Below are 26,649 nucleotides of genomic sequence, written 5' to 3'. Positions count from 1 at the left end.
CCGTATCGAGACCGCATTAGAACGGTGAGGTCTCGACACGCGCCGCAGACGGCGCTACTCGACCAGCGGGATCCGCAAACGGCGCTACTCGACCAGCGGGGTTCTCAGGCCGAGCGTTTGATCACGGTGTCGGCGAGCTGAACGAGCTGTTGCTTCGAGGCGCCGCTGAGCGGGGCATCCTCGATCGCGGCGATCGCAAGCGCGACGTTGTGGTCGATGATGCGTTCGACGTGCTCGACCGCTCCGCTGTCGCGGATGGATGCCTGGAGCATCGCCACCTGCTGCGGCGAGAGCTCGGGGTCGCCGAGCAGTTCATCGAGGAGGCTGGTGGAGTTGGACGGGAGCTTGGTGCGGGCCAGGGCGATGAGCACAGTGCGCTTGCCCTCTCGCAGGTCGTCTCCCGACGGCTTTCCCGTGGTCTCCGGGTCGCCGAAGACCCCGAGCAGGTCGTCCCGCAACTGGTAGGCGATGCCCAGCGGGAGGCCGAATTCGCGCAGGGCGTTGACCTGCTCGAGCGATCCGCCGGCGAGGGCCGCGCCGATCGTGAGCGGCGCTTCGATGCTGTACTTGGCCGATTTATAGACGATCACGCGATGGGCGCGGGTCAGGAGTTCGGGTTCGGGGTAGTTTCTCCAGCTTCGCTCCTCGAGGATGTCGAGATACTGGCCGACAGTGACCTCCGTGCGCATGAGGTTGAACTCCCGACGCGCCGCGGTGCGGGCGGCGGGCGTGCTGAGTTCCTGGAGGCCGGAGTCGAAGAGTTCATCGCTCCAGCTCAGGAGCAGGTCGCCGAGCAGCAGGGCGGCGGACTGGCCGAATCCCCGCGCGCTGCCGGTCCATCGCCCATCGGCGTGTAGCGCCTCGAATCGCTTGTGGGCACTGGGCATTCCCCGCCGGGTATCGGAATTGTCCATGATGTCGTCGTGCACCAATGCCGCCGCGTGGAAGAACTCGAGGGCGCTCGCTGCCCGCACGACCGCATCCAGGTCGCTCGGGGCATCCCGATCGGGCATCACATCGAAGCTCGTGGTGTGCCCGCTCACGGACTGCCAGCCCCAGTAGCAGAACAGGGCACGGAAACGCTTGCCGCCCCGCAGGAGGTCGCGGGAGAAGTCGATGAACGGGGCGAGATCCGATCCGATCGAGGCGAGCAACGGCTCCCTGCCATCCAAAAAGACATCGATCTCGCTCTGGACAAGGTCAACTAACCGCTTACTCTCAGGCACGGTCATAGCCTAGCTAGGTGCGAGAGCCTACAATTGGGACTTAGCGTCACCGTGCCGCCGACCTGAAGGGAGTCACCATGCCGCTGTCAGAACATGAACAGCGTCTCCTGGACGAGATGGAACGCAGTCTGTATCACAACGACGCAGACTTCGTTACGACCGTCGGCTCGGGCCGGGGGCGCCCCACCTACCGGGCGATCGTGATCGGCGTGCTTGTAGGACTCGTCGGCGTGGCCGTGATCGTCGCTGGCGTCATGCTGCAGCTGGCCATTCTCGGAGTCGCCGGATTCGTCGTGATGTTCGTGGGTGTCTTGCTGGCGATCTCGTCGCCGAGGCGGGTCGTTGAAGAAGCACCGCGACCGACGGAATCCCGCTCGAAGGCCACGTTCATGGATCGCATGAACGAGCGCTGGGACAAACGCCAGGATGGGCGCGAACAGTAGTCGAAATTCACAACTAACGGCCGATCGAGAGATCGGCCTTTTTTGTGCCATTTTTCGCTCCGGATCACGCCATCCTGCTCCATTTCCCTCCACCCGTCAGATCCCTGATATTTCGGGAGCATTTACCCCATTTCGGGGCGATTTGGCGCGCGCATCTAGGTTTTGTGGTTGAGAGTGGAGTAAAGTGGAGTACACCTGAATCCAGGCCGGAGAATGAGGGGGAGTGACCGATGTTCCTTGGCACGCACACCCCCAAGCTCGACGACAAGGGCCGCATTATCCTTCCGGCCAAGTTCTGGTCCGAGCTCGAGTCCGGCATCGTGATCACCCGCGGCCAGGAACGCTGCCTCTACGTCTTCTCCACCCGCGAGTTCGAGGAGCTGCACGATCGCATCCGGCAGGCTCCGGTCACGAGCAAGCAGGCTCGCGACTACCTGCGCCTCTTCCTCTCCGGTGCGAACGCCGAAGTGCCCGACGCCCAGCACCGCGTCACGATCCCCGCCGGTCTTCGCGCCTACGCCGGGCTCGGACGCGACCTCACGGTGATCGGCGCGGGCAACCGCGCGGAGATCTGGGACACCGCCGCATGGGAGACCTACTACTCCGAGCAGGAGAGTGCCTTCGCCGACACCACGGAGGAGGTGATCCCCGGGCTCTTCTAGCGTCCTTGTTCCTGACTCCCAGCCGTCGACTCGCCCTGACATCACTTCCCCGGTGACAGGTCGGACGGATGGGGATCAGGAACAAGGAACTAGGCCACCGGTAACCATGGCCGACAACCAGATCCACACCCCCGTGATGCTCGAGCGCACGATCGAGCTGCTCGCGCCCGCGATCTCGCAGCCCGGAGCCGTCCTTGTGGACGCCACGCTCGGCATGGCCGGGCACGCCGAGGCGTTGCTGCAGCGGTTCCCGGAGCTCGTGCTCGTCGGACTCGACCGTGATACGGACGCCCTCGCCATCGCGGGGGAGCGGCTCGCCCCCTTCTCGGACCGCGTGCACCTCGTGCACACCGTGTACGACCGGTTCGAGGAGTCCCTCGACGAGCTCGGCATCCCCGAGGTCTCGGGCATCCTCTTCGACCTCGGTGTGTCATCCCTTCAGCTCGACCGGGTGGAGCGCGGGTTCTCCTACTCGAAGGATGCCCCGCTCGACATGCGTATGGACGCGACGTCGCCGCTCACTGCCGAGCGCATCCTCGCCGACTACAGCGAAACCGAATTGCGCCGCATCTTCTGGGAGTTCGGCGAAGAGCGTCTCGCTCAGCGCTATGCGAAGAAGATCGTGGAGAGCCGGGAGAAGAAGCCGCTGGTGCGCTCCGCCGAGCTCGTCGAACTGATCACCGCGGCGACCCCGGTGGCGATCCAGCGCAACGGGCACCCCGCCAAGCGGGTGTTCCAGGCGCTGCGCATCGAGGTGAACCAGGAGCTCTCGGTGCTCGAACGGGCGATCCCGGCCGCGATCCGCTCTCTTGCCGTGGACGGTCGCATCGTCGTGCTCGCCTACCAGTCGCTCGAAGACCGCATCGTGAAGCGGGCCCTTGCCGCGGCATCCTCGTCCACCGCTCCAGCGGGACTCCCCATCGAACTGCCCGAACACCGGGCAGAACTGAAGCTGCTCGTGCGCGGTGCGGAACTCGCATCCGACGACGAGAAGGCCGCGAACCCGCGGTCGACCCCTGTGCGGCTTCGCGCCGCGACACGCATCCGGAGGGCCGCATGAGCAACACCCTGGCGATCGATCTGCCGGCATACGTGCCGGCGGAGGTCGAGGTCGCGCCCCGCCACATCGAGATCGTCTCGACCCGCAGCCAGAAGCGTGCTCGCCCCCGCGTCGTCTACGCTCTGGTCGCGGTCGCCGGCCTGTTCGTCATCCTGATGGCCCAGCTGCTGCTGAGCATCTGGCTGTCGGATGGCGCCTACCAGATCTCCGCGCTCCAGCAGAGCCAGCGTGACCTGTCCCGCGACCAGCAGGCCCTCGCGGAATCTCTCAACGTGCTTCAGTCTCCGCAAAACCTCGCCGGGCAGGCCTCGGCCCTCGGAATGGTGCTGAACACGGGCAGCCAGGGCTTCCTCAGCCTCGCAGGCGGAGTGACACGGGCGCCGACCCCGGCAACCGCGGACACGACCCTCGCCGCGGATGCCGCGAACTACGCCCCCAACGCGCTCATCACCCCGGAGATATCGGCACTCGGCGCCGCAGCGGCGGCAACCGCGGCCGGTACGGGCGCGCCTGCCGCGTCGGGAGGCACCGGTTCTGTAGCGTCCAGCCCGGGGGCCCCTGCGCAGACCGTACTTCCCTCGCCGATCACCCACTAGACCATCCGCATCCGAACCATCCGGTTCCCCGACCTTCGTGAGGACTCGCCCGTGCCGAACCCGCGCCGCAGCCGCCGTCGCCTCGCCCTCGCGATAGTGATGGTCTTCGCGGTCGTCGGCGTCTTCGCCGTGCGCCTTGTCGACATCCAGTTGGTGCGGGCGGACCAGCTCACCTCCGACTCTCTCAACAAGCGCGCCGTGAAGACCCCCACCTACGCGGCACGGGGTGAGATCGTCGACACCAACGGTGTGGTGCTCGCGGACAGCGTGAACCGGTTCGATCTGACGGTGTCGCCGGCGAACATCGCTCTGATCGATCCCGCGGGGTTCCTCCGGGTGGCGAAGGACGGCACCAAATCTCGGGTCACTGTGATGCAGGCAGCCACGGAGATCGCGACCCTGACCAAGCAGGATCCGGCCACGGTCTACTCATCGCTGACCAAGAATCCGGCCTCGAACTATGCGCTCGTCACCAAGTCCGTCGACCTCGCGACCAAGCGTGCCATCGAGAAGCTCAAGATCCCCGGGGTCATCTTCCAGCTACATCCCCAGCGCACGTACCCGAACGGTGCGGTCGCCGGCAACCTTACCGGCTACCTGAGCACCGACGGCCCGGGCGGAGGCCTCGAGCTCGGCGACAATTCGTGCCTGGCGAGCAAGAACGGAACCACCACCTACGAGCAGGGAGCGGATGGGGTGCAGATCCCCGGGAGTGAGGTCACCGATACGGCGTCGAAGCCCGGCGGCACGCTCAAGCTCTCCATCGACAGCGACCTGCAGTGGTTCTCTACCCAGGCGATCGCCGAGCAGGGCACCGCGATCGGCGCCCAGTCCGCCACGGCTGTCGTGCTGCGCATCAAGGACTTCCACCTGATGACTGTGGCGGACTGGCCCGCCGTCGACCCCAACAATGTGGACGGCTCAGAGCGTGCCAACTACGGATCGCTCGCCTTCGCCGCGCAGTACGAACCCGGCTCGGTCTTCAAGGCGATGTCCGCCTCGATGCTCATCGACACGGGAATCGGTTCCCCGACGATGCAGGCCGTGGTGCCGTCGCACTGGGTAACGCCGGAGGGTGCCGTCATCAACGACGCCGCACCGCACCCGGAGCAGCACCTCACTCTGACCGGGGTGCTACAGAACTCCTCGAACGTGGGGATCTCCAAGCTCGGATCTCAGGTGCCCGAGAAGACCCGGCTCGAGTACATGAAGAAGTTCGGACTCGGCGAGGCGACCGCCGTCGACTTCCCCGGTGAAGCGAAGGGCCTCATCAACAAGCTGCCCTGGGACGACCAGACCCACTACAACGTGCTGTACGGGCAGGGCGTTTCGGCCACGGCGCTGCAGGTCGCCCAGATCTTCGGCACCCTCGGAAACGGTGGCCTGAGACTGCCGACGACGCTCGTCGAGAGCTGCACGAAGGCCGACGGTACCGTCACCGACCTGCCCTCGACCACAGGGATCCGGGTGGTGTCGGAAAGCACTGCGAAGACGGTGGTCAACATGCTCGAGAGCGTCGTGCAGGGCGGCGAGCTCTCCAAGGCCGTCAAGATCCCGGGCTACCGCGTAGCGGGCAAGAGCGGTACGGCCGAGATGGCGTCCAACGGGCGTTACACCGGTGACCGCGTCGTGTCGTTCGCCGGCATCGCCCCGGCCGAGGACCCGCAGTACGTGGTTGTCGTCACCTACACGAAGCCAGCTACCATGAAGAGTTCGGCCGCCGCGGCGCCGACCTTCAAGAAGATCATGTCCCAGGTGCTCACAAAGTACCGGGTGCCCCCGTCGACAACGCCATCCACCTATCCGGCGACGACCTGGTAAGAAAGTAGACGCTGTGACTGCACGGATCCCCCCGGTTCTTCGACCGGAGCATCCGCTGGCCAGGCCTCTCGCCGGACTCGTCTCCGAGTTCGGGCTCGACTCGGTCGGCTCGCTCGACGGCGTCGAGATCACCGGCGTCACGCTGCGCTCCACCGAGGTGGAGGATGGCGACCTGTACGTCGGCATCCAGGGTCTCAACAGCCACGGCGCCCAGTACGCCGTCCAGGCCGCCGAGAGCGGTGCGGTCGCCGTGCTGACCGACCTGGCCGGAGCCGAGCTCGCCGCCGGCAGCGGCCTCCCCATCGTGATCGTCGAGTCACCGCGGCTGGCCCTCGGCGACGTGTCGGCCTGGGTCTACCGCACCAACGAGCATCCGCCCCTCATGCTCGGCATCACGGGCACCAACGGCAAGACCTCCACCGCTTACATCCTCGAGGCGATCCTCAAGCAGCTCGGCCTCGTCACCGGGCTCTCCTCCACCGCCGAGCGCCACATCGGCGACGTCAGTGTCGTCTCGCGTCTCACCACTCCCGAGGCAAGCGAGATGCATGCCCTCCTCGCCCGGATGCGTGAGAGCGAAGTTCGAGCCGTCGCGGTCGAGGTGAGTGCCCAAGCCCTGACGAAGAACCGGGTGGACGGGCTCATGTTCGATGTGGTTGCCTTCACCAATCTGAGCCACGATCACCTCGACGACTACGCCGACATGGAGGAGTACTTCGAGGCCAAGCTCGGCTTCTTCGACCCGGAGCGCGGAAAGCGCGGAGTCGTCTCCCTCGACACCGCGTGGGGGCAGAAGGTCGTCGACCGCTCCCGCATCCCGGTCACCACGATCTCCGCGACCGCCGGCGTGGTCGGGGAGTGGAACGTAGAGATCCTCGACGAGCGGGCGTCCGGGGTCGAATTCACGCTCACCGGCCCGGAGGGTCGTTCGATCACGACCCACGTGCCGCTGATCGGCTGGCACATGGCCGCCAACGCAGGCCTCGCGATCGTGATGCTCGTCGAGGCGGGCTTCGAGCTCGAAGCCATCGGGCAGGCCGTCGAGGACGGGATCGACGCCTACCTCCCCGGTCGCACCGAGCGGGTTTCCGGCGACCGCGGGCCGAGCGTCTACGTCGACTTCGGCCACAGTCCGGATGCCTTCCTCAACACCCTCGGCGCGGTGAGCAAGTTCACTACCGGGCGCGTGATCATGGTGTTCGGCGCCGACGGCGACCGGGATGCCACCAAGCGCCACGAGATGGGCCGGGTTGCCTCCGAGGGCTCAGACATCCTCGTGATCACCGACCACCATCCGCGCTTCGAGGATCCGGAGTCGATTCGCGCGACCCTCATCGAGGGTGCGAACCTCGCTGAGCACCAGGCGGAGCTTCATGAGGTCAGTCCGCCGGAGAAGGCGATCCGCGTGGCCGTCGCGCTCGCGCAGGAAGGCGACTCGATCCTCTGGGCCGGTCCCGGTCACCAGGATTACCGCGACATCCGGGGTGTGCGCACACCGTATTCCGCCCGCGCAGAGGCCCGCGAGGCACTGCGAGAGGCGGGCTGGGCCTAAGTGATCTCGCTCACGCTTGCCGAGCTGTCGGCGGCCGTCGGTGGAACCCTGCGACTCGCGCCCGGGGCCCATGACTTCGATGACATCGCCGGGTCCGTCCAGACGGATTCCCGACTCGTCACTGCCGGCTCGATCTTCATCGCGCTGCCCGGGGAAGTGTCGGACGGCCACCTGTTCGCGGAGGCCGCGATCGACAACGGCGCGGTTCTGCTGCTTGTCGATCACGCCCTCGAGCTCCCGGTGACCCAGGTCGTGGTCGAAGACACCCTCACAGCCCTTGCCGATCTCGCCCGGTTCGTCGTCGCCCGGGTGCGTGCTGAGGGAGCGCTCAGGGTGATCGGGATCACCGGGTCCAATGGCAAGACCACCACCAAGAACATGCTGCGCGCGGTACTCGAGACTGCCGGCGCCACGATCGCCCCACCCGGCTCATTCAACAACCAGGTCGGGGCGCCCCTGTCCATGCTGTCCGTCGACCTCGACACACGCTTCCTCGTAATCGAGATGGGGGCATCCGGCATCGGGGACATCGCCCGCACCGTGGGTATCGCCGTTCCGGACATCTCTGTTGTGCTCAAGGTGGGACTCGCCCATGCCGGGGAATTCGGCGGGATCGAGCAGACCCAGAAGGCGAAGTCCGAAATCGTCACCGCGCTGCCGGCCGACGCCGTCGCGGTGCTCAACATCGATGACGAGCGCGTCGCTGCCATGGCCTCTGTCACGAAAGCCCGACCCGTATGGTTCGGATTGGATGCTGCGGCCGACGTTCGCGGCGACGACCTCCGTGCCACGGCTTCGGGCACCGCGTTCACGGTGATGGTCGGCGACTTCCACCGGCCGGTGCTGCTGCGGATCCTCGGTGAGCACCACGTCATGAACGCCCTCGCGACCCTCGCGGTCGCCCGCGAGCTCGGACTGGACCTCGACACCGCCATCACCGCGCTCGAATCGGTGCCGCGGGCCGAGCGCTGGCGCATGGAGGTGCTCACGCGGGCCGACGGAATCGTCGTGATCAACGACGCGTACAACGCCAGTCCCGACTCGATGGCGGCAGCGCTGAAGACGCTCGCTCAGGTGATCGAACCGGGCCAGCGATCCATCGCGATCCTCGGGGAGATGACGGCGCTGGGGGAGTATTCCGACGAGGAGCACGACCGCATCGGTCGTCTCGTCGTGCGTCTCAACATCCAGAAGCTCATCGTCGTCGGCCACGGCGCCCGTCACATCCACAATGCCGCGGGGCTCGAAGGTTCCTGGGATGGGGAGTCGATACTCGTCGCGAACGCCGAGGAAGCCTACGATCGGCTCCGTGACGACCTTCGCGCGGGCGATGTGGTGCTGGTGAAATCGTCGAAGTCCGCCAACCTCCGCTTTCTCGGCGACCGCCTCGGTGAGGTGCCGGAGTGATCGCGCTGCTCACTGCCGGGGGCGTCAGCATGATCTTCACCCTGCTGCTGACCCCGCTGTTCGCGAAGACCTTCCGACAACTCAAGCTCGGCCAGTTCTATCGCGCCGACACCCCCACCGCTCACGTGATGAAGCGCGGCACCCCCTCCATGGGTGGGATCGTCTTCATCACGGCGGCGATCGTGGGGTATTTCGTCGGCCATCTCGTCGGCGGGGACTCCGTTGCGGGCACGGGGATCCTGGTGCTCGCGATGATGGCCGGCCTCGGCCTCATCGGCTTCATCGACGACTACCTCAAGGTCAAGCGCCAGAACAGCGTTGGACTCGCCGGCCGCTACAAGATCGTCGGCACGGTGATCGTGGCCATCGTCTTCGGCATCATCGCAATCGTGTACCGGGACGCCAACAACCGCACACCGGCCTCGACGTCGATCTCCTTCGTGCGCGATCTCAACTTCAACTTCGTCGTCGTCTTCGGTGCCACCTTCGGGATCATCCTGTTCATCGCCTGGATCGTGCTGATCACCACGGCCACCACTAACGCCGTGAACCTCGCCGATGGTCTCGACGGCCTCGCCGCCGGGTCGTCGATCTTCGCCATCGGCTCGTACATCATCATCGGGTTCTGGCAGTCGAACCAGTCGTGTTTCAGCTCGACGATCGCCGAGAGCGGCAACCTCTTCAAGTGCTACACCGTCTCCCGACCTCTCGATATCGCGGTGGTGGCTGCAGCGATCGTCGGCTCGCTCATCGGCTTCCTCTGGTGGAACACCTCGCCCGCCCAGATCCACATGGGCGACACCGGGTCGTTCGGACTCGGCGGGGCTCTTGCGGCTCTCGCGATCCTCTCCCGCACCGAACTGCTCCTCGTGCTGATCGGCGGCCTGTTCCTCATCATCACCGGCCAGGTGATCGTGCAGCGCATCTACTTCAAGGTCACCCGCGGCAAACGTATCTGGCGGGCGAGTCCGCTCCATCATCATTTCGAGATGAAAGGCTGGGCCGAAGTCACCATCGTCGTTCGTTTCTGGATCATCTCCGGTCTCTTCGTGGCTGCCGGCGTCGGCACCTTCTATCTCGAGTGGCTGTCGCGGGTTCCCTGATGACACGAACTGCGGATGAGGTTGCCGCCCTCACGGGCTGGAACGCCGACTGGGCGGGCCTCAGGGTGGCCGTACTCGGCCTCGGCCTGACCGGGTTCTCCGTCGCTGACACGCTGGCGGAGCTCGGAGCGGAGCTCGTCGTCCTTGCGAACCGCGCTGACGACGAGACCGCCGACCTCCTGAGTGTGATCGGGGTGCGCCTTGCGCTCAGCGACCTGGAGGCCGAGCTCGAAGCCTTCGCGCCGGAGCTCGTGGTGGTGTCGCCCGGCTTCTCCCCGACGCATCCGCTCGTCGCGTGGTCCGTAGCCGCGGGGATTCCGGTCTGGGGCGACGTCGAGCTGGCCTGGCGCCTTCGGGACCGTTCCGGGACCGTCGCCGAATGGATCGCGATCACCGGCACCAACGGCAAGACCACCACCACCCAGCTCACGACCGCGATGCTGGTCGCCGGCGGCATCCGGGCCATCGCCTGCGGCAACGTGGGAATCCCCGTGCTCGACGCCGTGCGCGATCCTGTCGGGTTCGGTGCGCTCGTCGTCGAGCTCTCGAGCTTCCAGCTGCACTACCTCCACTCGATGTCGGCCTTCTCGAGCGCCTGCTTGAACGTCGCGGACGACCACCTGGACTGGCACGGTTCGGCCGCCGCCTACCGGGCCGCCAAAGGCAGGGTCTACGAACGCACCCGCATCGCCTGCGTCTACAACCTCGAGGACGACACCACCCGCGAGCTTGTCGAAGAGGCCGAGGTGGTCGAGGGATGCCGCGCGATCGGCTTCGGTCGCGGACTGCCCGGCCCGAGCGACGTCGGCCTCGTCGATGAGATCGTGGTGGATCGGGCGTTCCTCGCCGACCGCTGGCGCGCCGCGATCGAGATCACCACTGTCGACGAGCTCGAGACCGTCGGCCTTGGATCGCCGCACATGATCGCCAACGTGCTCGCGGCATCCGCCCTCGCCCGCTCGTTCGGAGTCTCAGCCGGCGACATCCGCTCCGCTCTTCGCGCGTTCCGTATGGACCACCACCGGACGGAGACGATCCTCGAGCGCGGGGGAGTGCGCTGGGTGAACGACTCGAAGGCCACCAACCCGCACGCGGCCCAGGCGGCTCTCGAGTCGTTCGATTCCGTGGTGTGGGTCGTCGGCGGCCTTCTCAAGGGCGTGGACGTCAACGAACTGGTCTCGACGAACCGCGACCGCCTCCGAGCGGCGGTGCTGATCGGCGAGGACCGAGCGGCGTTGCGGGAGGCGTTCGCGCGACACGCGCCGGAACTGCCGGTTTTCGAGGTCGACACCGCTGACACTAAAGAGGTGATGCCGACGGTCGTGAGACTGGCGGCTGCGGCAGCCCGACCCGGGGACACTGTATTGCTCGCACCGGCAGCCGCTTCGATGGACCAGTTCACCGACTATGCCGACCGGGGCACCCGGTTCGCAGACGCCGCACGAGAGATGAAGGGGGAGGGCGCAGATGACGACCAGCCCTCCACGTCCCCGCTCGAGGACTAAGCCGACACCGCGCCCGAATCCCCCCGTCGACTCTCGCGGCCCCGCCGCTGTCGTCGCGGTCAAGCGACTGTTCGCGGCCGAGACCGGAAGCTATTTCCTCCTGCTCGGCACGACCCTCTTCCTCGTGGTGTTCGGCCTGATCATGGTGCTGTCGTCGTCGGCCGTCGAATCGTTCAAAGCGAGTGGCGACTTCTTCAACGGCTTCGTGCGCCAAGTGCTCTTCGCGGCCATCGGAGTGCCGCTGATGCTGATCGCGGCCCGGCTGCCCGCCTTCTTCTGGAAGAAATGGGCCGGACGGTTCCTCGTGATCGCGATCGGCCTGCAACTCCTGGTCTTCGTGCCGCACATCGGCGTCGACATCAACGGAAACCGCAACTGGATCAACATCGGGGGCTTCACCGCACAGCCCTCCGAACTGATCAAGGTCGCGCTCGTCCTCTGGCTCGGCAAGTCGCTCGCCGGCATGCAGGATCGCCTCGACGACTGGAGGGAGCTGCTGAAGCCCCTCATCCCGGCCGGCATCGCGATCGGACTTGTTGTGCTCGGCGGCGATATCGGCACGGCGATCATCCTTCTCGCCATCGTCTTCGCGGCTCTCTTCTTCGCGGGAGTGAACCTCCGTGTGCTCGCGATGCCGCTCATCGCCCTGGGTATTGCCGGCGCCGCCATCGCCCTCGGGTCCGGTTCCCGTGCTTCGCGCATCGCCACGGTGGTGAACGGGTGCCAGACCGACACCGACCACAACGGTCTCTGCTGGCAGACGGTGCACGGTTGGTGGGCGCTCGCCTCCGGCGGTATCTTCGGCGTCGGTCTCGGCAATTCCAAGCTCAAATGGTCCTGGCTTCCGGAAGCCGACAACGATTTCATCTTCGCCATCGTCGGGGAGGAACTCGGACTCATCGGGGCCATCCTCGTGCTCGTACTCCTCCTCGTGCTCGCGGTGACCTTCGTGCGGATCATCCGCGGCCGCCCGACCACCGACGCCTTCGCCCGGGTCGCGGTGAGTGCGGTCCTCGTCTGGATCATCGGCCAGGCCTTCGTGAACATCGCCGTGGTGCTCGGTCTGTTACCGGTGCTCGGAGTGCCGCTCCCGTTGATCTCTGCCGGAGGCTCCGCCCTGGTCACCACGCTCCTCGGCATCGGGATCGTGCTCTCGTTCGCGCGCCTCGCGCCCGCTGCCGTTCCCGCGCCCGGCGGTCGCCTGAGGTGACGCGGTATCTCCTCGCCGGCGGGGGAACCGCCGGCCACGTCAACCCCCTGCTCGCGGTCGCCGACCGCATCGTCGCCCGGGAACCGGATGCCGTCATCCGCGTTCTCGGAACCTCCGAGGGTCTCGAGGCCCGGCTTGTGCCCGCTCGCGGGTATGAGCTGCTGGTGGTTCCCCGTCTGCCTTTCCCCCGCCGGCCGAACGGGGCCGCCCTCCGTTTCCCCGGGCGATTCGCCCGGCTGGTGTCGCAGATCCGCGAGCTGATTCGCGAGCATCGGATCGACGTTGTCGTCGGATTCGGTGGCTACGTCTCGGCCCCCGCCTATCTGGCGGCGCGGCGAGAGAGGGTGGCGATCGCCATCCACGAGGCCAATGCCCGGCCAGGGATCGCCAATCGCCTCGGTGCCCGGCTGACTCTGTTCGTCGGCACAGCCTTCCACTCGGCTCGACTACCTCATGCCCGCTTCGTCGGGATGCCGCTCCGGCGGGAGATCGAGGCCCTCGACCGGCCGGCCCGGCGCCGCGAGGCCCTCGACTTCTTCGGTCTCTCCCCGGCGCGCCCGACCCTGCTCGTGACCGGTGGGTCCCAGGGCGCGAAACACATCAACGAGACCATCGACGCCGCTGCGGCGACGATCATCGGGGCCGGCTGGCAGATCCTGCACATCACCGGCGAGCGGTCGACACTCGCGCCCTCCGCCTTGGCGCACTACCTCGTGATTCCCTACTGCGACCGGATGGAGCTCGCTCTCGCAGCGGCGGATCTCGCGGTCGCGCGGGCCGGGGCGGCAACGGTAAGCGAGTTCAGCGCGCTCGGAGTGCCCGCGCTGTATGTGCCGCTGGCCATCGGCAACGGCGAGCAGCGGCTCAACGCCCGGGATGTCGTCGACGCCGGAGGAGCGCTTCTCGTAGAGAACGCGCAGTTCACGCCCGGGTGGGTGCTCGAGCACCTCGTTCCCGTGCTCGAAGACCGGGCGCAGATCGCCGCGATGGCGGCCCGGTCGCTGTCGGTCGGTGTGCTCGACGGCGCCGATCGCATGGTCGATCTCGTTGGGGACGCCCGCGCTTCCACCGTAGGTTTGACCCCGTGATCAAGTCGGATTTCTCCCAGACCGTGCCCGATGACCTCGGCCGGGTGCACTTCGTCGGCATCGGCGGTGCCGGGATGAGCGGCATCGCCCGCCTCTTCGTCGAGGCCGGCCTCCCGGTCACCGGGTCGGACATCCGCGCGACGGAGACCGTCGAGGCGCTGCGCGCGAGCGGAGTGCCGGTGACGATCGGTCACGCCGCCGCCAACATCGAGGCAGCGGACACCCTCATCGTCACCGGGGCCATCGCCGAGGACAACCCCGAATTCCTCGCTGCCCGCGAGCGGGGCCTTCCGATCATCCACCGCGCGAAGGCGCTGGCCTGGCTCACCCGCAACCACCGCGTCGTCGCCGTGGCCGGTGCGCACGGCAAGACCACCTCGACGGCGATGATCGTGACCGCCATGCTCGCGCTCGAAGCGGATCCGAGCTTCGTCAACGGGGGAGTGATCCGCTCCCTCGGGGTGAGCGCAGCGAGCGGCTCTGGTGAGGTATTCGTGGTGGAGGCGGACGAATCCGACGGTTCCTTCCTGCTCTACGACACCGCGATCTCCCTCATCACCAATGTCGACCCGGATCATCTCGACCACTACGGCTCGGAGGAGGCCTTCGAAGAGGCCTTCGTGACCTTCGCGCGCACGGCGAGCGAGCGGGTTGTGATCTCGAGCGACGACCCGCGGGCGATCTCGGTGACCGCCCGCCTTGGGGACCGCAGCGTGCTCACCTTCGGGCAGCATGCGGATGCCGATATCCGGCTGCATTCGATCGAGAGCACCGGGACCGTCGCCTTCGTCCTGCGCTACCGGGGCGTCGACTACGGAACCCGCCTCCGAGTGGCGGGGCTCCACAACGCGATCAACGCCGCCGGGGCATTCGGGGTGCTCGTCTCGCTCGGTTTCGCCCCGCAGGCCGCGCTCGATTCGATCGCCCTGTTCGACGGGACCGAGCGGCGATTCGAGCTGCGCGGCACGGTACGCGGGGTCAGCGTCTACGACGACTTCGCGCATCATCCGACCGAGATCAGAGCCGCGCTCTCGGGGGCGCGCGGCGTGGTGGGCGCCGGTCGGCTCATCCCGATCTTCCAGCCGCACCTCTACTCCCGCACCAAGCAGATGGCAGCCGAGTTCGCGCAGGTCTTCGAGACCCTTGCCGACATCACGATCGTCGTGCCGATCTATGGTGCACGCCAGGATCCCGAGCCCGGGGTGACCGGCGAGTTGATCACCCGGCTCTTCCGCGATCCGTCCCGCGTGCGGTATTTCGACGAGTGGCAGGATGCCGCGGACTACGCCGCCTCGATCGCCCGCGAAGGCGACTTCGTCATCCCGATGGGTGGCGGCGACATCTACCGGGTGATTCCGCAACTACTGGAGACACTCGGTTCGCCGGTGGGCGGGCTCTCGGATGAGGCGTCATGACGGGGCGCGAATGACGAGGCCAGAATGACGGGGCCGAGGTGAAGCGGCCAGAGGGCTTCGACAGCACGCCGGACTCGCCGACGGGGGCGACGCCTCCCCGAAAGGCCGCGCCGCGAAAGGCAGGCTCCCCGGCAGTCGAGCCCCCATCGGCCGGGCGACGAAAAGCAGAGCCGCCGAAGACTCCGACTCGTCCTCGCTCTCCGAAGCCGCTGCCGGATGCAAGGCACTCCGACGCGGTCGCCTCACCGTCCACCACGGAAGTGCCGCGGCGTCGTCCCGGACGCGTGCGATCCCCGAAGGCTGGACCGGCATCCGAACGACCCCTGGATGCGGCCGCACGGCACGAACTCAAGCGCGCAGAGAGGGCGCGCCGCGCCTACGAGCGCGGGGAGGCCCGCCGCTTCACCCGGCGGTCCCGTCGTCGCCGCATCACCTGGCTGGTCAGCGGACTATCCCTATTGCTCGTGATCGGGTTCGTCACCGGAGCGGTCTACTCGCCGTTGCTCTCGCTCAAGACGATCCGGGTCGAGGGGGCTTCCCGGGTGAGCGCGGCGAGCGTGCGCGCCGCCGTCGATGGGCAGCTCGGGCGTCCGCTCGCGCTCGTCGATTTCGCAGCGATCACGAAGGCGCTCGGCAAATTCCCCCTCATCCGCAGCTTCGTGACCGAGACGGTGCCGCCGGACACCCTGGTGATCCGCATCGCCGAACGCGCGCCGATCGCCACCCTCGCGACCTCGAGCGGCTTCGACATCGTCGACCCGGCCGGGATCGTTATCGACAGTGGCGCGGAGCGCCAGCCGGGTCTCCCGCTGATCGAGCTCGGTGCGGCAACGAAGAGCAGCCCGGCCTTCGTCGCCGCAGTGGACGTACTGCTCGCTCTGCCGTCCGACCTGCTCAAGCGCGTCGACACGGTCACCGCGCAGACCTCGGACGATGTCACGCTGACCCTCACCAGCGGCCAATCGGTCGTCTGGGGCAGTGCTGAGCAGTCCGCCCTCAAGGCGAAGGTGCTCGCCGCGGTCATCTCGGTCGGTGGAACAACCACGAAGTACGACGTGTCGGCCCCGACGCATCCGGTGCTCGGCGGCAACTGACGGCATCCTCCAGAGCCAATCTGGACGACGATGTGGCGACACGCTGGACGACCTCTCGGCGGCACGGTGCCCGGCCCCTTAACTTCGAGACAAGAAACCTATACCGGGCATAACTTTAACGCTCAGGTAGAGGTTGAAAGTTTCTACCGGAGGCCGGACGTGACAACGAACCAGAACTACCTAGCCGTGATCAAGGTCGTCGGCATAGGCGGCGGCGGAGTCAATGCCGTCAACCGAATGATCGAACTCGGCCTTCGTGGCGTGGAGTTCATCGCCATCAACACGGATGCTCAGGCCCTGCTGATGAGCGATGCGGACGTCAAGCTCGACGTCGGTCGCGAGCTCACGCGCGGTCTCGGCGCCGGCGCCGACCCCGAGGTGGGTCGTCGTGCCGCCGAGGATCACGCGGAGGAGATCGAAGAAGCCCTTGCCGGCGCCGACATGGTCTTCGTCACCGCCGGAGAGGGTGGAGGCACCGGCACCGGAGGCGCCCCCGTCGTCGCCCGCATCGCCAAGTCGATCGGCGCCCTCACCATCGGTGTCGTCACGCGTCCGTTCGGATTCGAGGGCAAGAGGCGTGCGGCGCAGGCCGACGTCGGAGTCGCGGCTCTCAAGCAAGAGGTCGACACTCTCATCGTGGTGCCCAACGACCGCCTGCTCGAGATCAGCGATCGCGGCATCTCGTTCCTCGAGGCCTTCGCTACCGCCGACCAGGTGCTCCTCGCGGGCGTTCAGGGCATCACCGACCTCATCACGACCCCGGGGCTGATCAACCTCGACTTCGCCGACGTCAAGTCGGTGATGCAGGGTGCCGGATCCGCGCTCATGGGTATCGGCTCGAGCCGCGGGGCGGACCGTGCCATCAAGGCGGCGGAACTGGCCGTTGCGAGCCCGCTGCTCGAAGCATCCATCGACGGCGCCCACGGAGTGCTTCTGTCCATCCAGGGCGGATCCAACCTCGGTATCTTCGAGATCAACGACGCCGCCCGTCTTGTGCAAGAGGCAGTTCACCCCGAGGCCAACATCATCTTCGGAGCCGTCATCGACGACACCCTCGGCGACGAGGTGCGGGTCACCGTGATCGCCGCCGGATTCGATGGCGGAGAGCCGGTCGTCAAGAAGGAAGAACGGCGCGGAAGCACCGGCGAGGTCACTGCGCCGGCGGCCGCGTTCGCTGCGACGACTTCCGCCACCGGCACCGTCGAGCCGGAGACGAGCAGCGTACCGAACTGGGCCGCAGAGTCCGAGGTGCCGACCGCGCCGAAGGACCCGGTGTTCGACGACGGCGACGACGACCTGGATGTCCCCGATTTCCTCAAGTAGCCCTACCCTCGCCGAACGCCTCGACGAGGTCCGGGCGGGCGTCTCGGCGGCGGCAGCCGAGGCCGGGCGCGGGGTGGAAGAGATCACGACCATCGTCGTGACCAAATTCCACCCGGCATCCCTCGTGCGTGAGCTCTACGAACTCGGCGTGCGCGAGGTGGGTGAGAACCGCCACCAGGAGGCTCAGGCCAAGGCCGCGGAGCTCGCCGACCTCGACCTGCGCTGGAACTTCATCGGGCAGCTGCAGAGTAAGAAAGCCAGGCAGGTGCGCGCGTACGCCCACTCCGTCCACTCGCTCGACCGGGCATCCGTCATCGAGGCTCTCGGCACCACCGACGGTTCGTCGATCGACTGTTTCGTGCAGCTGAACCTCACCGATGACCCGGGCCGCGGGGGAGTGCACGCCGACGACCTCGAGCGCATCACGGAGCTTGTTCTCGCGACGCCGGGGCTCGAACTCCTCGGAGTGATGGCGGTCGCCCCTGTCGGCGAGGAGCCGCGGCCGGCCTTCGTGCGGGTGCGCGAGGCATCCGAGAGGATGCAACGACTCGCGCCCGGTGCGCACTTCATCTCCGCCGGAATGTCGGGCGACTACCGCGAGGCGATCCTCGAGGGCGCGACACACCTGCGGATTGGTTCCGCAATCACGGGAAACCGCCCGACCCCCGGTTAATCTGAACTCATCAGTTCCACCACAGGAGGCACGTAATGGCTAACCCACTTCGCAAGACCATGGTCTACCTTGGCCTCGCCGATGAGGAGTTCGACTACGAGGAGACCGCTCCCGCGGCTCCGGCACCTGTCTCCCGGGAGGTTCGAGAGTCCCATCAGGCTCCACAGTCCACCGGCACCCGAGCCCCTGTCACCCCGCTCCGCCGTGCACCATCGCAGAAGAATGCCTCCCACTCAGACATGAACGAGATCCTCACCGTCCACCCTCGCCAGTACAAGGACGCCCAGGCCATCGCCGAGGCCTTCCGGGATGGCATCCCCGTGATCATCAACCTGTCGCAGATGAGCGAGCCGGAGGCGCGTCGTCTGGTCGACTTCGCCAGCGGACTCTCGCAGGGGCTTTACGGCAAGATCGAGCGAGTGACGAGCAAGGTCTTCCTGCTTTCGCCGGCCCACGTTGCTGTCAGTGGCGACCAGGCGTCGGTGGATTCCGACGTCGACGCCTCGTTCTTCGCCCAGTCCTGAGCTGTCCAGCGCCCCGAGCGGTAATCTCCCAGCCGCTCTCGCCTTAGTCTGACAACGTGACTTCCGCCCTCGCCGTCCCGGCCAGCATCGCGTACTACCTTCTGCTGCTGTATTTCTTCGTGCTGTGGGGTCGGTTCATCCTCGATCTGGTGCGCAATTTCTCGCGGGGATGGCGCCCGCACGGATTCGGGCTCGTGGTCTCGGAGTTCGTCTTCGCCCTGACCGATCCGCCGATCAAGCTCGTGCGCCGGGTTATCCCGACCATCCGCATCGGGGGATTCGCCCTCGACTTCGCGTGGAGCATCGTCATGATCGTGACCCTCGTGCTGCTGTCGATCGCCTCCGCCCTCAGCGTCTGATCGCCCGGTCGACCGGGGTACGGCGCGCCGTAGCCCCGGATGCACAGGCCGCCCTGTGTACTCTGGGAGCGTGGTCGAACACCACGCGGTCTCACGACCCGATGAGGCCGCCAGTTTGCTAGCGTTAGCTGACTGTTATTAGCGCTGTACCAGATGAGTTTTTTGAGGTGGCACCCATGGCACTTACGCCTGAAGATGTAGTCAACAAGCGATTCCAGCCGACCAAGTTCCGCGAGGGGTACGACCAGGACGAGGTCGATGACTTCCTGGACGAGGTCGTCGTGGAGCTCCGTCGTCTCAACCAGGAGAACGAGGAGCTTCGCCAGCGTCTCGTCGCCGGCGAGTCCCGCATCAGCGAGCTCCAGCGCAGTGCCGCGCAGCCCGCCGCCCTCTCCGAGGCGCCGCAGCCTCAGGCTCCAGCAGAACAGGGCCAGCTCGCCGCGCAGGCGTTGCCGCGATTCGGTGAGACCCCGGTCGCCGCTCCTGTCGAGCCCGTGCCTGCTCCCGTGCCGGCTCCGATCGCCTACCCGTCGCCAGACCAGAACGCGATCGACTCGGGCAACACGAACAACCTCCTCCAGCTGGCGCGCAAGCTCCACGAGGAGCACGTTCGTGAGGGCATCGAGAAGCGTGACGCGCTCATCGCAGAGGGGCACGCCACGGCCGCTCGCGTCGTGAGCGAGGCCGAAGCGGCCCAGCGCGCGCAGATCTCGCAGCTCGACAGCGAGAAGGCTGCCCTCGAACAGCAGAAGTCGACGATCGAGCACCAGATCGAAGACCTCCGTACCTTCGAGCGCGAGTACCGCCAGAAGCTCAAGGGCTACATCGAGGGACAGCTGAAGGAGCTCGATGCCTCCGAGCCCACTCCGGCCGCCCCCGAGACGCCAGCGCCTGTCGCTGCGTCGGATTTCTCGGCTCCGACCCCCGCCAGCGCGTTCGAGAGCGTGCCGGCAACCAGTGGATCGTACGACCTCGGGTCTTCCGAGAACGTCCAGACCCCGCCGCCGGCCAGCTTCCAGGGCTTTGGCGGCAACTGAGCCGCAGGCGAAAGCCCCCGCGTCGAAAGGCAGCGGCTCGACGGTGAGCGTCAGGGCGCTAATCGCGCTGGCTCTCGTCGCGGTCGTCGCCTACGTTCTCGATCAGGTCACCAAATTCCTCATCGTCAGTAACCTGACGGAGGGGGAGCAGGTGAGAGCTATCGGCGAACTGCTCCAGTTCCATTTCGTTAAGAATTCGGGAGCGGCCTTCTCGATCGCGAGCGGGTCCACCTGGATCTTCTCGATCGCGGCGTCCGCGGTCACGATCTTCATCATCGGGTTCGCCCGCCGCATCCGCTCGGTGGGTTGGGCTGTGCTGTTCGGGATGCTGCTGGGCGGCACCACCGGAAACCTCACGGACCGGCTGTTCCGGGAGCCGGGCTTCGGGGTCGGGCATGTCATCGACTTCATCCAGGTGCAGGGTTTCCCTGCAATCTTCAACATCGCGGACTCGTTCATCGTGGCCAGCATGGGTCTGTTCATCCTGCTGACCATCCGCGGGATCGGGCTCGACGGGCGCCGGTCATCCGACCGTCACGTCGCGACCGAAGTCGATGCGCCCGCGGACATCGGTGGTACCGACATCCGCAGCACCGATATCCGCAGCACCGACCCCAAGTAGGCACTTCAATGGAATCGCGCAGCCTCCCGGTACCGGATGGGCTCGCCGGGGAACGCGTCGACGCGGCCCTCGCGAAGCTCATGGGCTTCTCCCGCAGTTTCGCCGCCGAGGTGGCCGAGGCCGGGGGAGTGGTGGTCGACGGCGTGACCCTCGGTAAGTCCGACCGGCTGCGTGCCGAGAGCTGGCTCGAGGTGACCTGGCAGCCCAAGGTCGCCCCCTCGATCGAGCCGGTGATCGTGCCCGACCTCGGCATCGTGTACGACGATGACGACATCGTGGTGGTCGACAAGCCGGTGGGAGTGGCCGCGCACCCCTCCGTGGGCTGGAGCGGACCGACGGTGCTCGGTGCCCTCGCTGGCGCCGGCTTCCGCATCTCGACCTCCGGGGCGGCGGAGCGCGCAGGTATCGTGCACCGCCTCGATGCCGGCACGAGCGGCCTGATGGTCGTGGCCAAGAGTGAGCGGGCCTACACGGAGCTCAAGCGCCAGTTCCACGATCGCGAGGTCGACAAGATCTACCACGCGGTGGTGCAGGGACACCCGGATCCGTCCTCCGGCACGATCGACGCTCCGATCGGGCGTCATCCTTCGTCCAGCTGGAAATTCGCGGTCACCTCCGACGGCAAGAACTCTGTTACGCACTACGAGACACTCGAAGCATTCCCGAGCGCATCGCTTCTCGAAGTGCACCTTGAGACCGGCCGCACGCACCAGATCCGGGTGCACATGGCGGCCCAGCGGCACCCCTGCGTCGGCGACGCGATGTACGGCGCAGACCCGACCATCTCGGCGAGGCTCGGCCTCACCCGCCAGTGGTTGCACGCCAAACAGCTCGGGTTCACGCATCCCGGCACGCGCGAACGCGTGCTCTTCACGAGCGAGTATCCCGCCGACCTGCAACACGCGCTCGACGTGCTCCGCGGGGACTGACCGAGGCTTAAGCTGGATGCCCACCCCGTGACATAGAGGGACGAATTGCCGGACAGCAACGACTCATTCGTGCACCTGCACGTGCACAGCGAATACTCGATGCTCGATGGCGCCGCCCGGATCGGGCCACTGATGAAGGCGGCCTCCGAGCAGGAGATGCCGGCGATCGCGATGACCGACCACGGCAATATGTTCGGCGCGTACGACTTCTGGAAGCAGGCGACGGCCAATGGGGTGAAGCCGATCATCGGCACCGAGGCCTACATCACCCCCGGCACCGCGCGACAGGATCGCACAAGGGTCAAATGGGGCGCGAACCACCAGAATCAGGATGACGTCGGAGGTTCGGGGTCCTACACCCACATGACCCTGCTCTCGGAGAACAACGAGGGCATGCACAACCTGTTCCGTCTCTCGTCGCTCGCCTCGATCGAGGGGTATTACTTCAAACCCCGCATGGACCGTGAGCTGCTCAGCCGCTACGGAAAGGGCATCATCGGCACGACCGGATGCGTGGGTGGCGAGGTGCAGACCCGCCTCCGTCTCGGCCAGTATGAAGAGGCGCGAAAGGCCGCCGCCGACTTTCGCGACATCTTCGGCGAGGGCAACTTCTTCGCCGAAGTGATGGACCACGGCATCGACATCGAGCGCAGAACCATGGAAGACCTTCTGCGCCTCGCCAAAGACCTGAAGCTTCCGCTCGTCGCCACGAATGACCTGCATTACACGCACGCCCACGACTCGACGGCTCACGCCGCGCTCCTCTGCGTGCAATCCGCTTCGACCCTCGACGACCCCAATCGGTTCAAGTTCGACTCGAACGAGTTCTACCTCAAGTCGGCCGCCGAGATGCGACACCTCTTCCGCGATCATCCCGAGGCGTGCGACAACACGCTGCTGATCGCCGAGCGCTGCGACGTGTCGTTCGAGCACCGAAACCTCATGCCGCGGTTCCCGGTGCCGGAGGGTGAGACCGAGGCCACCTGGTTCGAGAAGGAGGTGAACGCCGGCATGCTGCGGCGCTTTCACAACGCTCCCTCGGAGGCGCACCTCGCGCAGGCCAAGTACGAGGTCGACGTCATCAAGCAGATGGGTTTCCCCGGCTACTTCCTCGTCGTCGCGGACTTCATCACCTGGGCGAAAGCGCAGGGTATCCGGGTCGGGCCGGGGCGAGGATCCGCTGCCGGCTCCATGGCCTCCTACGCCATGGGCATCACCGAGCTCGATCCTCTTGCGCACGGCCTGATCTTCGAGCGGTTCCTCAACCCCGAGCGTGTGTCGATGCCCGACGTCGACGTCGACTTCGACGATCGACGACGCGGCGAGGTCATCCGTTATGTCACCGACAAGTACGGCGACGATCGGGTGGCGCAGATCGTGACCTACGGCACAATCAAGGCCAAGCAGGCTCTGAAGGACTCCGCGCGAGTGCTCGGGATGCCCTACTCGGTGGGCGAGAAGCTCACTAAGGCGATGCCCCCGGCCATCATGGGCAAGGACATCACACTGAGCGAGGTGCTCGACAAGGCGGCCCCGCGCTGGAAGGAGGCTTCCGACTTCCGGGCGGTGCTCGAGACGGACCGGGATGCGGCGACGGTCTTCGAGACCGCCCAGGGTATCGAGAACCTCAAGAGGCAGTGGGGGGTGCACGCCGCCGGCGTGATCCTCTCCGCCGAGCCGCTCATCGACGTGCTTCCGATCATGAAGCGCGAAGATGACGGCGCGATCATCACCCAGTTCGACCAACCGCCGCTCGAGTCCCTCGGACTCATCAAGATGGACTTCCTCGGGCTGCGCAACCTCACGGTGATCGAAGACGCGCTGCGGATGATCGAGAAGAACACCGGCTCGAAGCTCGTGATCGAGGACCTCGACCTCGACGCCGACCAGAAGACCTACGACCTGCTTGCCCGGGGCGACACGCTCGGCGTGTTCCAGTTGGACGGCGGGCCGATGCGCTCGCTGCTCAAGCAGCTCAAACCCACCAACTTCGAAGACATCTCGGCGGTCATCGCGCTGTACCGCCCCGGCCCAATGGGCATGAACTCCCACACGAACTACGCCCTGCGCAAGAACGGCCTCCAGACGATCGACGCGATCCATCCGGAGCTCGCGGAGCCGCTCCGCGAGAGCCTCGGCATCACCTACGGCCTCATCGTCTACCAGGAGCAGGTGATGTCGGTCGCCCAGAAGGTAGCCGGGTTCACTCTCGGCCAGGCCGACGTCCTTCGGCGCGCGATGGGTAAGAAGAAGAAGTCCGAGCTCGACAAGCAGTACGCCGACTTCGAGGCGGGCATGACCGGCAACGGCTACAGCGCGCAGGCGGTGAAGGTGCTCTGGGACACGCTGATGCCGTTCGCCGACTACGCCTTCAACAAGGCCCACAGCGCCGGCTACGGCGTGCTGAGCTACTGGACGGCCTACCTCAAGGCGAATCATCCGGCCGAGTACATGGCGGCGCTCCTGACGAGCGTCGGCGACTCGAAAGACAAGCTCGGGATGTATCTGAGCGAGTGCCGCCGCATGGGCATCCGGGTGCTGGCTCCGGATGTGAACGAGTCGAGCGGGGACTTCACCGCGGTGCCGAGTGAGACCGGCGGCATCGGCGACATCCGCTTCGGTCTTGGCGCGATCCGCAACGTCGGCACCAACGTCGTCGAGGCGATCGCGAAGTCACGGGAAGAGAAGGGCAGATTCGAGTCTTTCCACGACTTCCTGCGCAAGGTTCCGATCCAGGTCGCCAATAAGCGCACCGTCGAGTCGCTCATCAAGTCAGGCGCGTTCGACTCGACCCGTGCGACCCGACGGGCGCTCCTGGAGATCCACGAGGATGCCATCGACTCGGCTGTGAGTGACAAGCGCGCCGAGGCAAACGGCCAGGTCGGGTTCGACTTCGACAGCCTCTGGGACGAGCCGCAGGCCGTCAACCAGGTGCCCGACCGCCCGGAGTGGTCAAAGCGTGACAAGCTCGCTTTCGAACGGGAGATGCTCGGACTCTATGTCTCCGATCATCCGCTCGCCGGTCTCGAATTACAGCTCGCCAAGCTCGCCGGTTCGACGATCACCGACGTTCTCGCAGGGGAGGTCGCCGGCGACGGCGAACACGTGACCGTCGCCGGCCTCATCACTTCGGTGCAGCACCGCACCGCCCGAAATTCTGGCAACCAGTACGGGCTCATCACCGTGGAGGACTTCGCGGGGGAGATCACGGTGATGTTCCTCGGCAAGGCCTACCAGGAGTTCTCTCCCGCCCTCACTAACGATGCCATCGTGGTGGTGCGCGGCCGGGTGAGCATGCGGGACGACGGCATGAACCTGCACGCCTCGAGCATGTTCACCCCCGACCTGGGCCAGAGCCTCGGCTCCGGCCCCCTGACGATCTCGATGCCGGAGTTCCGGGCGACGACGGATGTGGTCACGCAACTGAACGACGTGCTGATCCGGCATTCCGGCGACACCGAGGTTCGGCTCAAGCTCGTCAAGGGCGAGACCGCGCGTGTGTTCGAGATCCCCTTCCCGGTCTCGGTCAATGCCGACCTCTATGGAGAGCTCAAGTCACTCCTCGGTCCCAACTGCGTGGTCTGACCTCAGGGCTGAAGCACGATCGGCGGGTAGCTGATGCGGGTGGAATACCAGTTCCAGCGGGCGCCGGCGGTCTGTTCGATATACGCGTAGACCGGCTGGTTCGCGGGGAGGCTCGAATAGACCACCGAGATCGACGCGGTGCCGTTCACCACCCTCGAACCGAGTCCGGACACGCCCGGCAGGAACGACATGCCCTGCACGTTGAAGGTCACCGGGCCGAATGTCTCCACCGCGAAGGAGATGACGTAGGTCGCGGGGGTGGTGTTGCCGTAGGCGGCTGGCTCGAAATGCGCTTGGGCCACGGGGTTGCGGCTCGGGGTGGCCGTGCGGTCGAAGCCCGCGTACGGCGTTGCGGCATCCGTCTGAACGATCGTGGGCATGATCAGCGTGGTGTTGGTGCGCCCGAGCCCGACGGTCTTGGTGGGGCTGAGCACCTCGATAGTGCGGAACCAGACGTGGGACGGGATGAAACGGTCCGACGGGTCGTAGCGCCGCGCGATGTCTCGCAGGTCGAGGGTGTCAGGGAACGACATCACGTCGGCCGCTGTCTTGTCGAAGGCCGTGTGCTCGAGCTCCCGCGTCTGCGTCGTGGAATCGATTGTGGTCATGGAATCCTCCTGTGGGTGGGGATGGAATCATCCCGCTACCCCTAGGAGCGCCGAGCCGTCCGCCAGATACGTGGGGCGCTCGATCCTCAGACCGCCACTTCGTACGGCCCCGCCCCGCTTCTTCCCGAGCGAAATGCAGGATTGAGTGTGACTGCTGTTGCAGATGAGGCTCATCCGTCACTCCTGTCACACGTATTCCTGCATTTTGTGCGGCGGGACGACAGGATACTGGCGAGCGAAGTGGAACCGGATGCCCCGGGCAACCTGCCGATCGTCAGACCGGGTCGCCCGGTTTCAGGTAGGTGCGCTCGTGGTACAGGAGGGCCGCATCGGGCTCACCGAGTGCTCCCTCCTCGATCTGCACGACGATCACGGCGTTGTTCGCGACCGGGAATCGTTCGACGATGCGCCCCACCATCCAGGAGGTGACCCCCTCGAGGATCGGCAGCCCGTGCGGGCCCGGCGCCCAGTGGTCTCCCTCGAAGCGCAGGTCGTGGTCTCCCGACATCCGTTCTGCGAGGTGACGGGTGCGAGCGCCCATGGTCTGGATGGCCACCCAGTCGGTGCCGGCGATGGCGGGCCACGCACTGGCGACCTTCGCCATGTTGAACGTCGCGAGCGGCGGTACGGCGGCGAGGGAGGCGAGGGAGGTCGCAGTGAACCCCACTGGCTTGCCCTCAGGGGTGAGAGCGGTGATCACGACGACGCCAGCGGCATGCCGGCGGAAGGCGTGCTTGAACGCGGCGATGCCGTCCGGTTGCTCCGGGGCGGCCACGGGCGCTGTCTCATCCATACGGGTGTATCAAT

Annotated in this window: 24 protein-coding genes; 21 read left to right on the top strand and 3 right to left on the bottom strand. The window is 66.5% G+C overall.

Annotated features, from left to right (window positions below):
• Window positions 1-104: 104 nt before the first annotated feature.
• On the bottom strand, window positions 105-1,226 hold the full coding sequence (locus tag ACVXZ4_RS10680) for a polyprenyl synthetase family protein (RefSeq protein WP_461794829.1): 1,122 nt from the start codon (window positions 1,224-1,226) through the stop codon (window positions 105-107).
• 77 nt (window positions 1,227-1,303) lie between these two features.
• Here ACVXZ4_RS10680 and ACVXZ4_RS10675 point away from each other — a divergent pair, with 77 nt between their 5' ends.
• The 21 genes from ACVXZ4_RS10675 to dnaE all read left to right on the top strand — a co-directional run bounded on the left by ACVXZ4_RS10675 (window position 1,304) and on the right by dnaE (window position 25,234).
• The gene (locus tag ACVXZ4_RS10675; RefSeq protein WP_461794828.1) at window positions 1,304-1,669 is read left to right on the top strand and encodes a DUF3040 domain-containing protein; all 366 of its coding nucleotides are present in this window, start codon (window positions 1,304-1,306) and stop codon (window positions 1,667-1,669) included.
• A 230-nt stretch (window positions 1,670-1,899) separates the two neighbouring features.
• On the top strand, window positions 1,900-2,331 hold the full coding sequence (gene mraZ, locus ACVXZ4_RS10670; protein WP_409157955.1) for a division/cell wall cluster transcriptional repressor MraZ: 432 nt from the start codon (window positions 1,900-1,902) through the stop codon (window positions 2,329-2,331).
• Window positions 2,332-2,437: 106 nt separating this feature from the next.
• Window positions 2,438-3,391, top strand: a complete 954-nt coding sequence (gene rsmH, locus ACVXZ4_RS10665; RefSeq protein ID WP_461794827.1) for a 16S rRNA (cytosine(1402)-N(4))-methyltransferase RsmH — start codon at window positions 2,438-2,440, stop codon at window positions 3,389-3,391.
• Complete coding sequence (locus tag ACVXZ4_RS10660) at window positions 3,388-3,987, top strand: hypothetical protein (RefSeq protein WP_461794826.1); 600 nt, start codon at window positions 3,388-3,390, stop codon at window positions 3,985-3,987. Before rsmH ends, ACVXZ4_RS10660 begins: the two co-directional genes overlap by 4 nt.
• A 51-nt stretch (window positions 3,988-4,038) precedes the next feature.
• A complete protein-coding gene (locus tag ACVXZ4_RS10655; RefSeq protein ID WP_461794825.1) occupies window positions 4,039-5,808 on the top strand; it encodes a peptidoglycan D,D-transpeptidase FtsI family protein in 1,770 nt (589 codons plus the stop codon).
• Between the two features lie 13 nt (window positions 5,809-5,821).
• Complete coding sequence (locus ACVXZ4_RS10650) at window positions 5,822-7,360, top strand: Mur ligase family protein (RefSeq protein WP_461794824.1); 1,539 nt, start codon at window positions 5,822-5,824, stop codon at window positions 7,358-7,360.
• Window positions 7,361-8,767, top strand: a complete 1,407-nt coding sequence (locus tag ACVXZ4_RS10645) for a UDP-N-acetylmuramoyl-tripeptide--D-alanyl-D-alanine ligase (protein WP_461794823.1) — start codon at window positions 7,361-7,363, stop codon at window positions 8,765-8,767. It begins immediately after the preceding gene.
• Window positions 8,764-9,870, top strand: coding sequence for a phospho-N-acetylmuramoyl-pentapeptide-transferase (gene mraY / locus ACVXZ4_RS10640; RefSeq protein ID WP_461794822.1), 1,107 nt, complete (start codon window positions 8,764-8,766; stop codon window positions 9,868-9,870). The genes ACVXZ4_RS10645 and mraY overlap by 4 nt, the downstream gene beginning before the upstream one ends.
• Window positions 9,870-11,375 (top strand): UDP-N-acetylmuramoyl-L-alanine--D-glutamate ligase, encoded by a 1,506-nt coding sequence (murD, locus tag ACVXZ4_RS10635; protein WP_461794821.1) that lies wholly within the window; start codon window positions 9,870-9,872, stop codon window positions 11,373-11,375. Before mraY ends, murD begins: the two co-directional genes overlap by 1 nt.
• Complete coding sequence (gene ftsW / locus ACVXZ4_RS10630; protein WP_461794820.1) at window positions 11,338-12,585, top strand: putative lipid II flippase FtsW; 1,248 nt, start codon at window positions 11,338-11,340, stop codon at window positions 12,583-12,585. The genes murD and ftsW overlap by 38 nt, the downstream gene beginning before the upstream one ends.
• Window positions 12,582-13,673, top strand: a complete 1,092-nt coding sequence (locus tag ACVXZ4_RS10625) for a UDP-N-acetylglucosamine--N-acetylmuramyl-(pentapeptide) pyrophosphoryl-undecaprenol N-acetylglucosamine transferase (RefSeq protein ID WP_461794819.1) — start codon at window positions 12,582-12,584, stop codon at window positions 13,671-13,673. The genes ftsW and ACVXZ4_RS10625 overlap by 4 nt, the downstream gene beginning before the upstream one ends.
• Window positions 13,670-15,088: a UDP-N-acetylmuramate--L-alanine ligase gene (gene murC / locus ACVXZ4_RS10620; protein ID WP_461794818.1), complete on the top strand. Its 1,419-nt coding sequence runs from the start codon at window positions 13,670-13,672 to the stop codon at window positions 15,086-15,088. Before ACVXZ4_RS10625 ends, murC begins: the two co-directional genes overlap by 4 nt.
• Before the next feature lie 284 nt (window positions 15,089-15,372).
• A complete protein-coding gene (locus tag ACVXZ4_RS10615) occupies window positions 15,373-16,182 on the top strand; it encodes a cell division protein FtsQ/DivIB (protein WP_461794817.1) in 810 nt (269 codons plus the stop codon).
• Between the two features lie 159 nt (window positions 16,183-16,341).
• Window positions 16,342-17,505: a cell division protein FtsZ gene (gene ftsZ / locus ACVXZ4_RS10610; protein WP_461794816.1), complete on the top strand. Its 1,164-nt coding sequence runs from the start codon at window positions 16,342-16,344 to the stop codon at window positions 17,503-17,505.
• The gene (locus ACVXZ4_RS10605) at window positions 17,483-18,178 is read left to right on the top strand and encodes a YggS family pyridoxal phosphate-dependent enzyme (RefSeq protein ID WP_461794815.1); all 696 of its coding nucleotides are present in this window, start codon (window positions 17,483-17,485) and stop codon (window positions 18,176-18,178) included. Before ftsZ ends, ACVXZ4_RS10605 begins: the two co-directional genes overlap by 23 nt.
• 35 nt (window positions 18,179-18,213) lie before the next feature.
• A complete protein-coding gene (locus tag ACVXZ4_RS10600; protein WP_461794814.1) occupies window positions 18,214-18,702 on the top strand; it encodes a cell division protein SepF in 489 nt (162 codons plus the stop codon).
• A gap of 56 nt (window positions 18,703-18,758) precedes the next feature.
• A complete protein-coding gene (locus ACVXZ4_RS10595; protein WP_461794813.1) occupies window positions 18,759-19,061 on the top strand; it encodes a YggT family protein in 303 nt (100 codons plus the stop codon).
• A gap of 176 nt (window positions 19,062-19,237) precedes the next feature.
• Window positions 19,238-20,098 carry a DivIVA domain-containing protein gene (locus ACVXZ4_RS10590; RefSeq protein WP_461794812.1) on the top strand — a complete coding sequence of 287 codons (861 nt, stop codon included), beginning with the start codon at window positions 19,238-19,240 and terminating at the stop codon, window positions 20,096-20,098.
• 43 nt (window positions 20,099-20,141) lie between these two features.
• Window positions 20,142-20,720: a signal peptidase II gene (gene lspA / locus ACVXZ4_RS10585; protein WP_461794811.1), complete on the top strand. Its 579-nt coding sequence runs from the start codon at window positions 20,142-20,144 to the stop codon at window positions 20,718-20,720.
• An 8-nt stretch (window positions 20,721-20,728) separates the two neighbouring features.
• A complete protein-coding gene (locus tag ACVXZ4_RS10580; protein WP_461794810.1) occupies window positions 20,729-21,649 on the top strand; it encodes an RluA family pseudouridine synthase in 921 nt (306 codons plus the stop codon).
• 99 nt (window positions 21,650-21,748) lie between these two features.
• Entirely contained in the window at window positions 21,749-25,234 is a 3,486-nt protein-coding gene (gene dnaE / locus ACVXZ4_RS10575) for a DNA polymerase III subunit alpha (RefSeq protein WP_461797960.1), read from the top strand.
• Window positions 25,235-25,236: 2 nt separating this feature from the next.
• Here dnaE and ACVXZ4_RS10570 read toward each other — a convergent pair whose 3' ends face one another.
• Window positions 25,237-25,842, bottom strand: a complete 606-nt coding sequence (locus ACVXZ4_RS10570) for a hypothetical protein (protein WP_461794809.1) — start codon at window positions 25,840-25,842, stop codon at window positions 25,237-25,239.
• Window positions 25,843-26,116: 274 nt separating this feature from the next.
• On the bottom strand, window positions 26,117-26,635 hold the full coding sequence (locus ACVXZ4_RS10565) for a flavin reductase family protein (RefSeq protein ID WP_461794808.1): 519 nt from the start codon (window positions 26,633-26,635) through the stop codon (window positions 26,117-26,119).
• Between the last annotated feature and the right edge of the window lie 14 nt (window positions 26,636-26,649).

It is taken from the genome of Lacisediminihabitans sp. FW035, assembly GCF_054880895.1.
The sequence above is the reverse complement of the archived record's forward strand: the minus strand, read 5'-3'. Positions and strand labels throughout refer to the sequence as shown.

What these genes read in the sequence shown, in the direction of transcription:
- ACVXZ4_RS10675 (WP_461794828.1), top strand. Translation starts at nt 1,304, where the DNA reads ATGCCGCTGTCAGAACATGAACAGCGTCTCCTGGACGAGATGGAACGC.
- mraZ (WP_409157955.1), top strand. Translation starts at nt 1,900, where the DNA reads ATGTTCCTTGGCACGCACACCCCCAAGCTCGACGACAAGGGCCGCATT.
- rsmH (WP_461794827.1), top strand. Translation starts at nt 2,438, where the DNA reads ATGGCCGACAACCAGATCCACACCCCCGTGATGCTCGAGCGCACGATC.
- ACVXZ4_RS10660 (WP_461794826.1), top strand. Translation starts at nt 3,388, where the DNA reads ATGAGCAACACCCTGGCGATCGATCTGCCGGCATACGTGCCGGCGGAG.
- murD (WP_461794821.1), top strand. Translation starts at nt 9,870, where the DNA reads ATGACACGAACTGCGGATGAGGTTGCCGCCCTCACGGGCTGGAACGCC.
- ftsW (WP_461794820.1), top strand. Translation starts at nt 11,338, where the DNA reads ATGACGACCAGCCCTCCACGTCCCCGCTCGAGGACTAAGCCGACACCG.
- ACVXZ4_RS10605 (WP_461794815.1), top strand. Translation starts at nt 17,483, where the DNA reads ATGTCCCCGATTTCCTCAAGTAGCCCTACCCTCGCCGAACGCCTCGAC.
- ACVXZ4_RS10600 (WP_461794814.1), top strand. Translation starts at nt 18,214, where the DNA reads ATGGCTAACCCACTTCGCAAGACCATGGTCTACCTTGGCCTCGCCGAT.
- ACVXZ4_RS10590 (WP_461794812.1), top strand. Translation starts at nt 19,238, where the DNA reads ATGGCACTTACGCCTGAAGATGTAGTCAACAAGCGATTCCAGCCGACC.
- ACVXZ4_RS10580 (WP_461794810.1), top strand. Translation starts at nt 20,729, where the DNA reads ATGGAATCGCGCAGCCTCCCGGTACCGGATGGGCTCGCCGGGGAACGC.
- dnaE (WP_461797960.1), top strand. Translation starts at nt 21,749, where the DNA reads ATGCTCGATGGCGCCGCCCGGATCGGGCCACTGATGAAGGCGGCCTCC.
- ACVXZ4_RS10570 (WP_461794809.1), bottom strand. Translation starts at nt 25,842, where the DNA reads ATGACCACAATCGATTCCACGACGCAGACGCGGGAGCTCGAGCACACG.
- ACVXZ4_RS10565 (WP_461794808.1), bottom strand. Translation starts at nt 26,635, where the DNA reads ATGGATGAGACAGCGCCCGTGGCCGCCCCGGAGCAACCGGACGGCATC.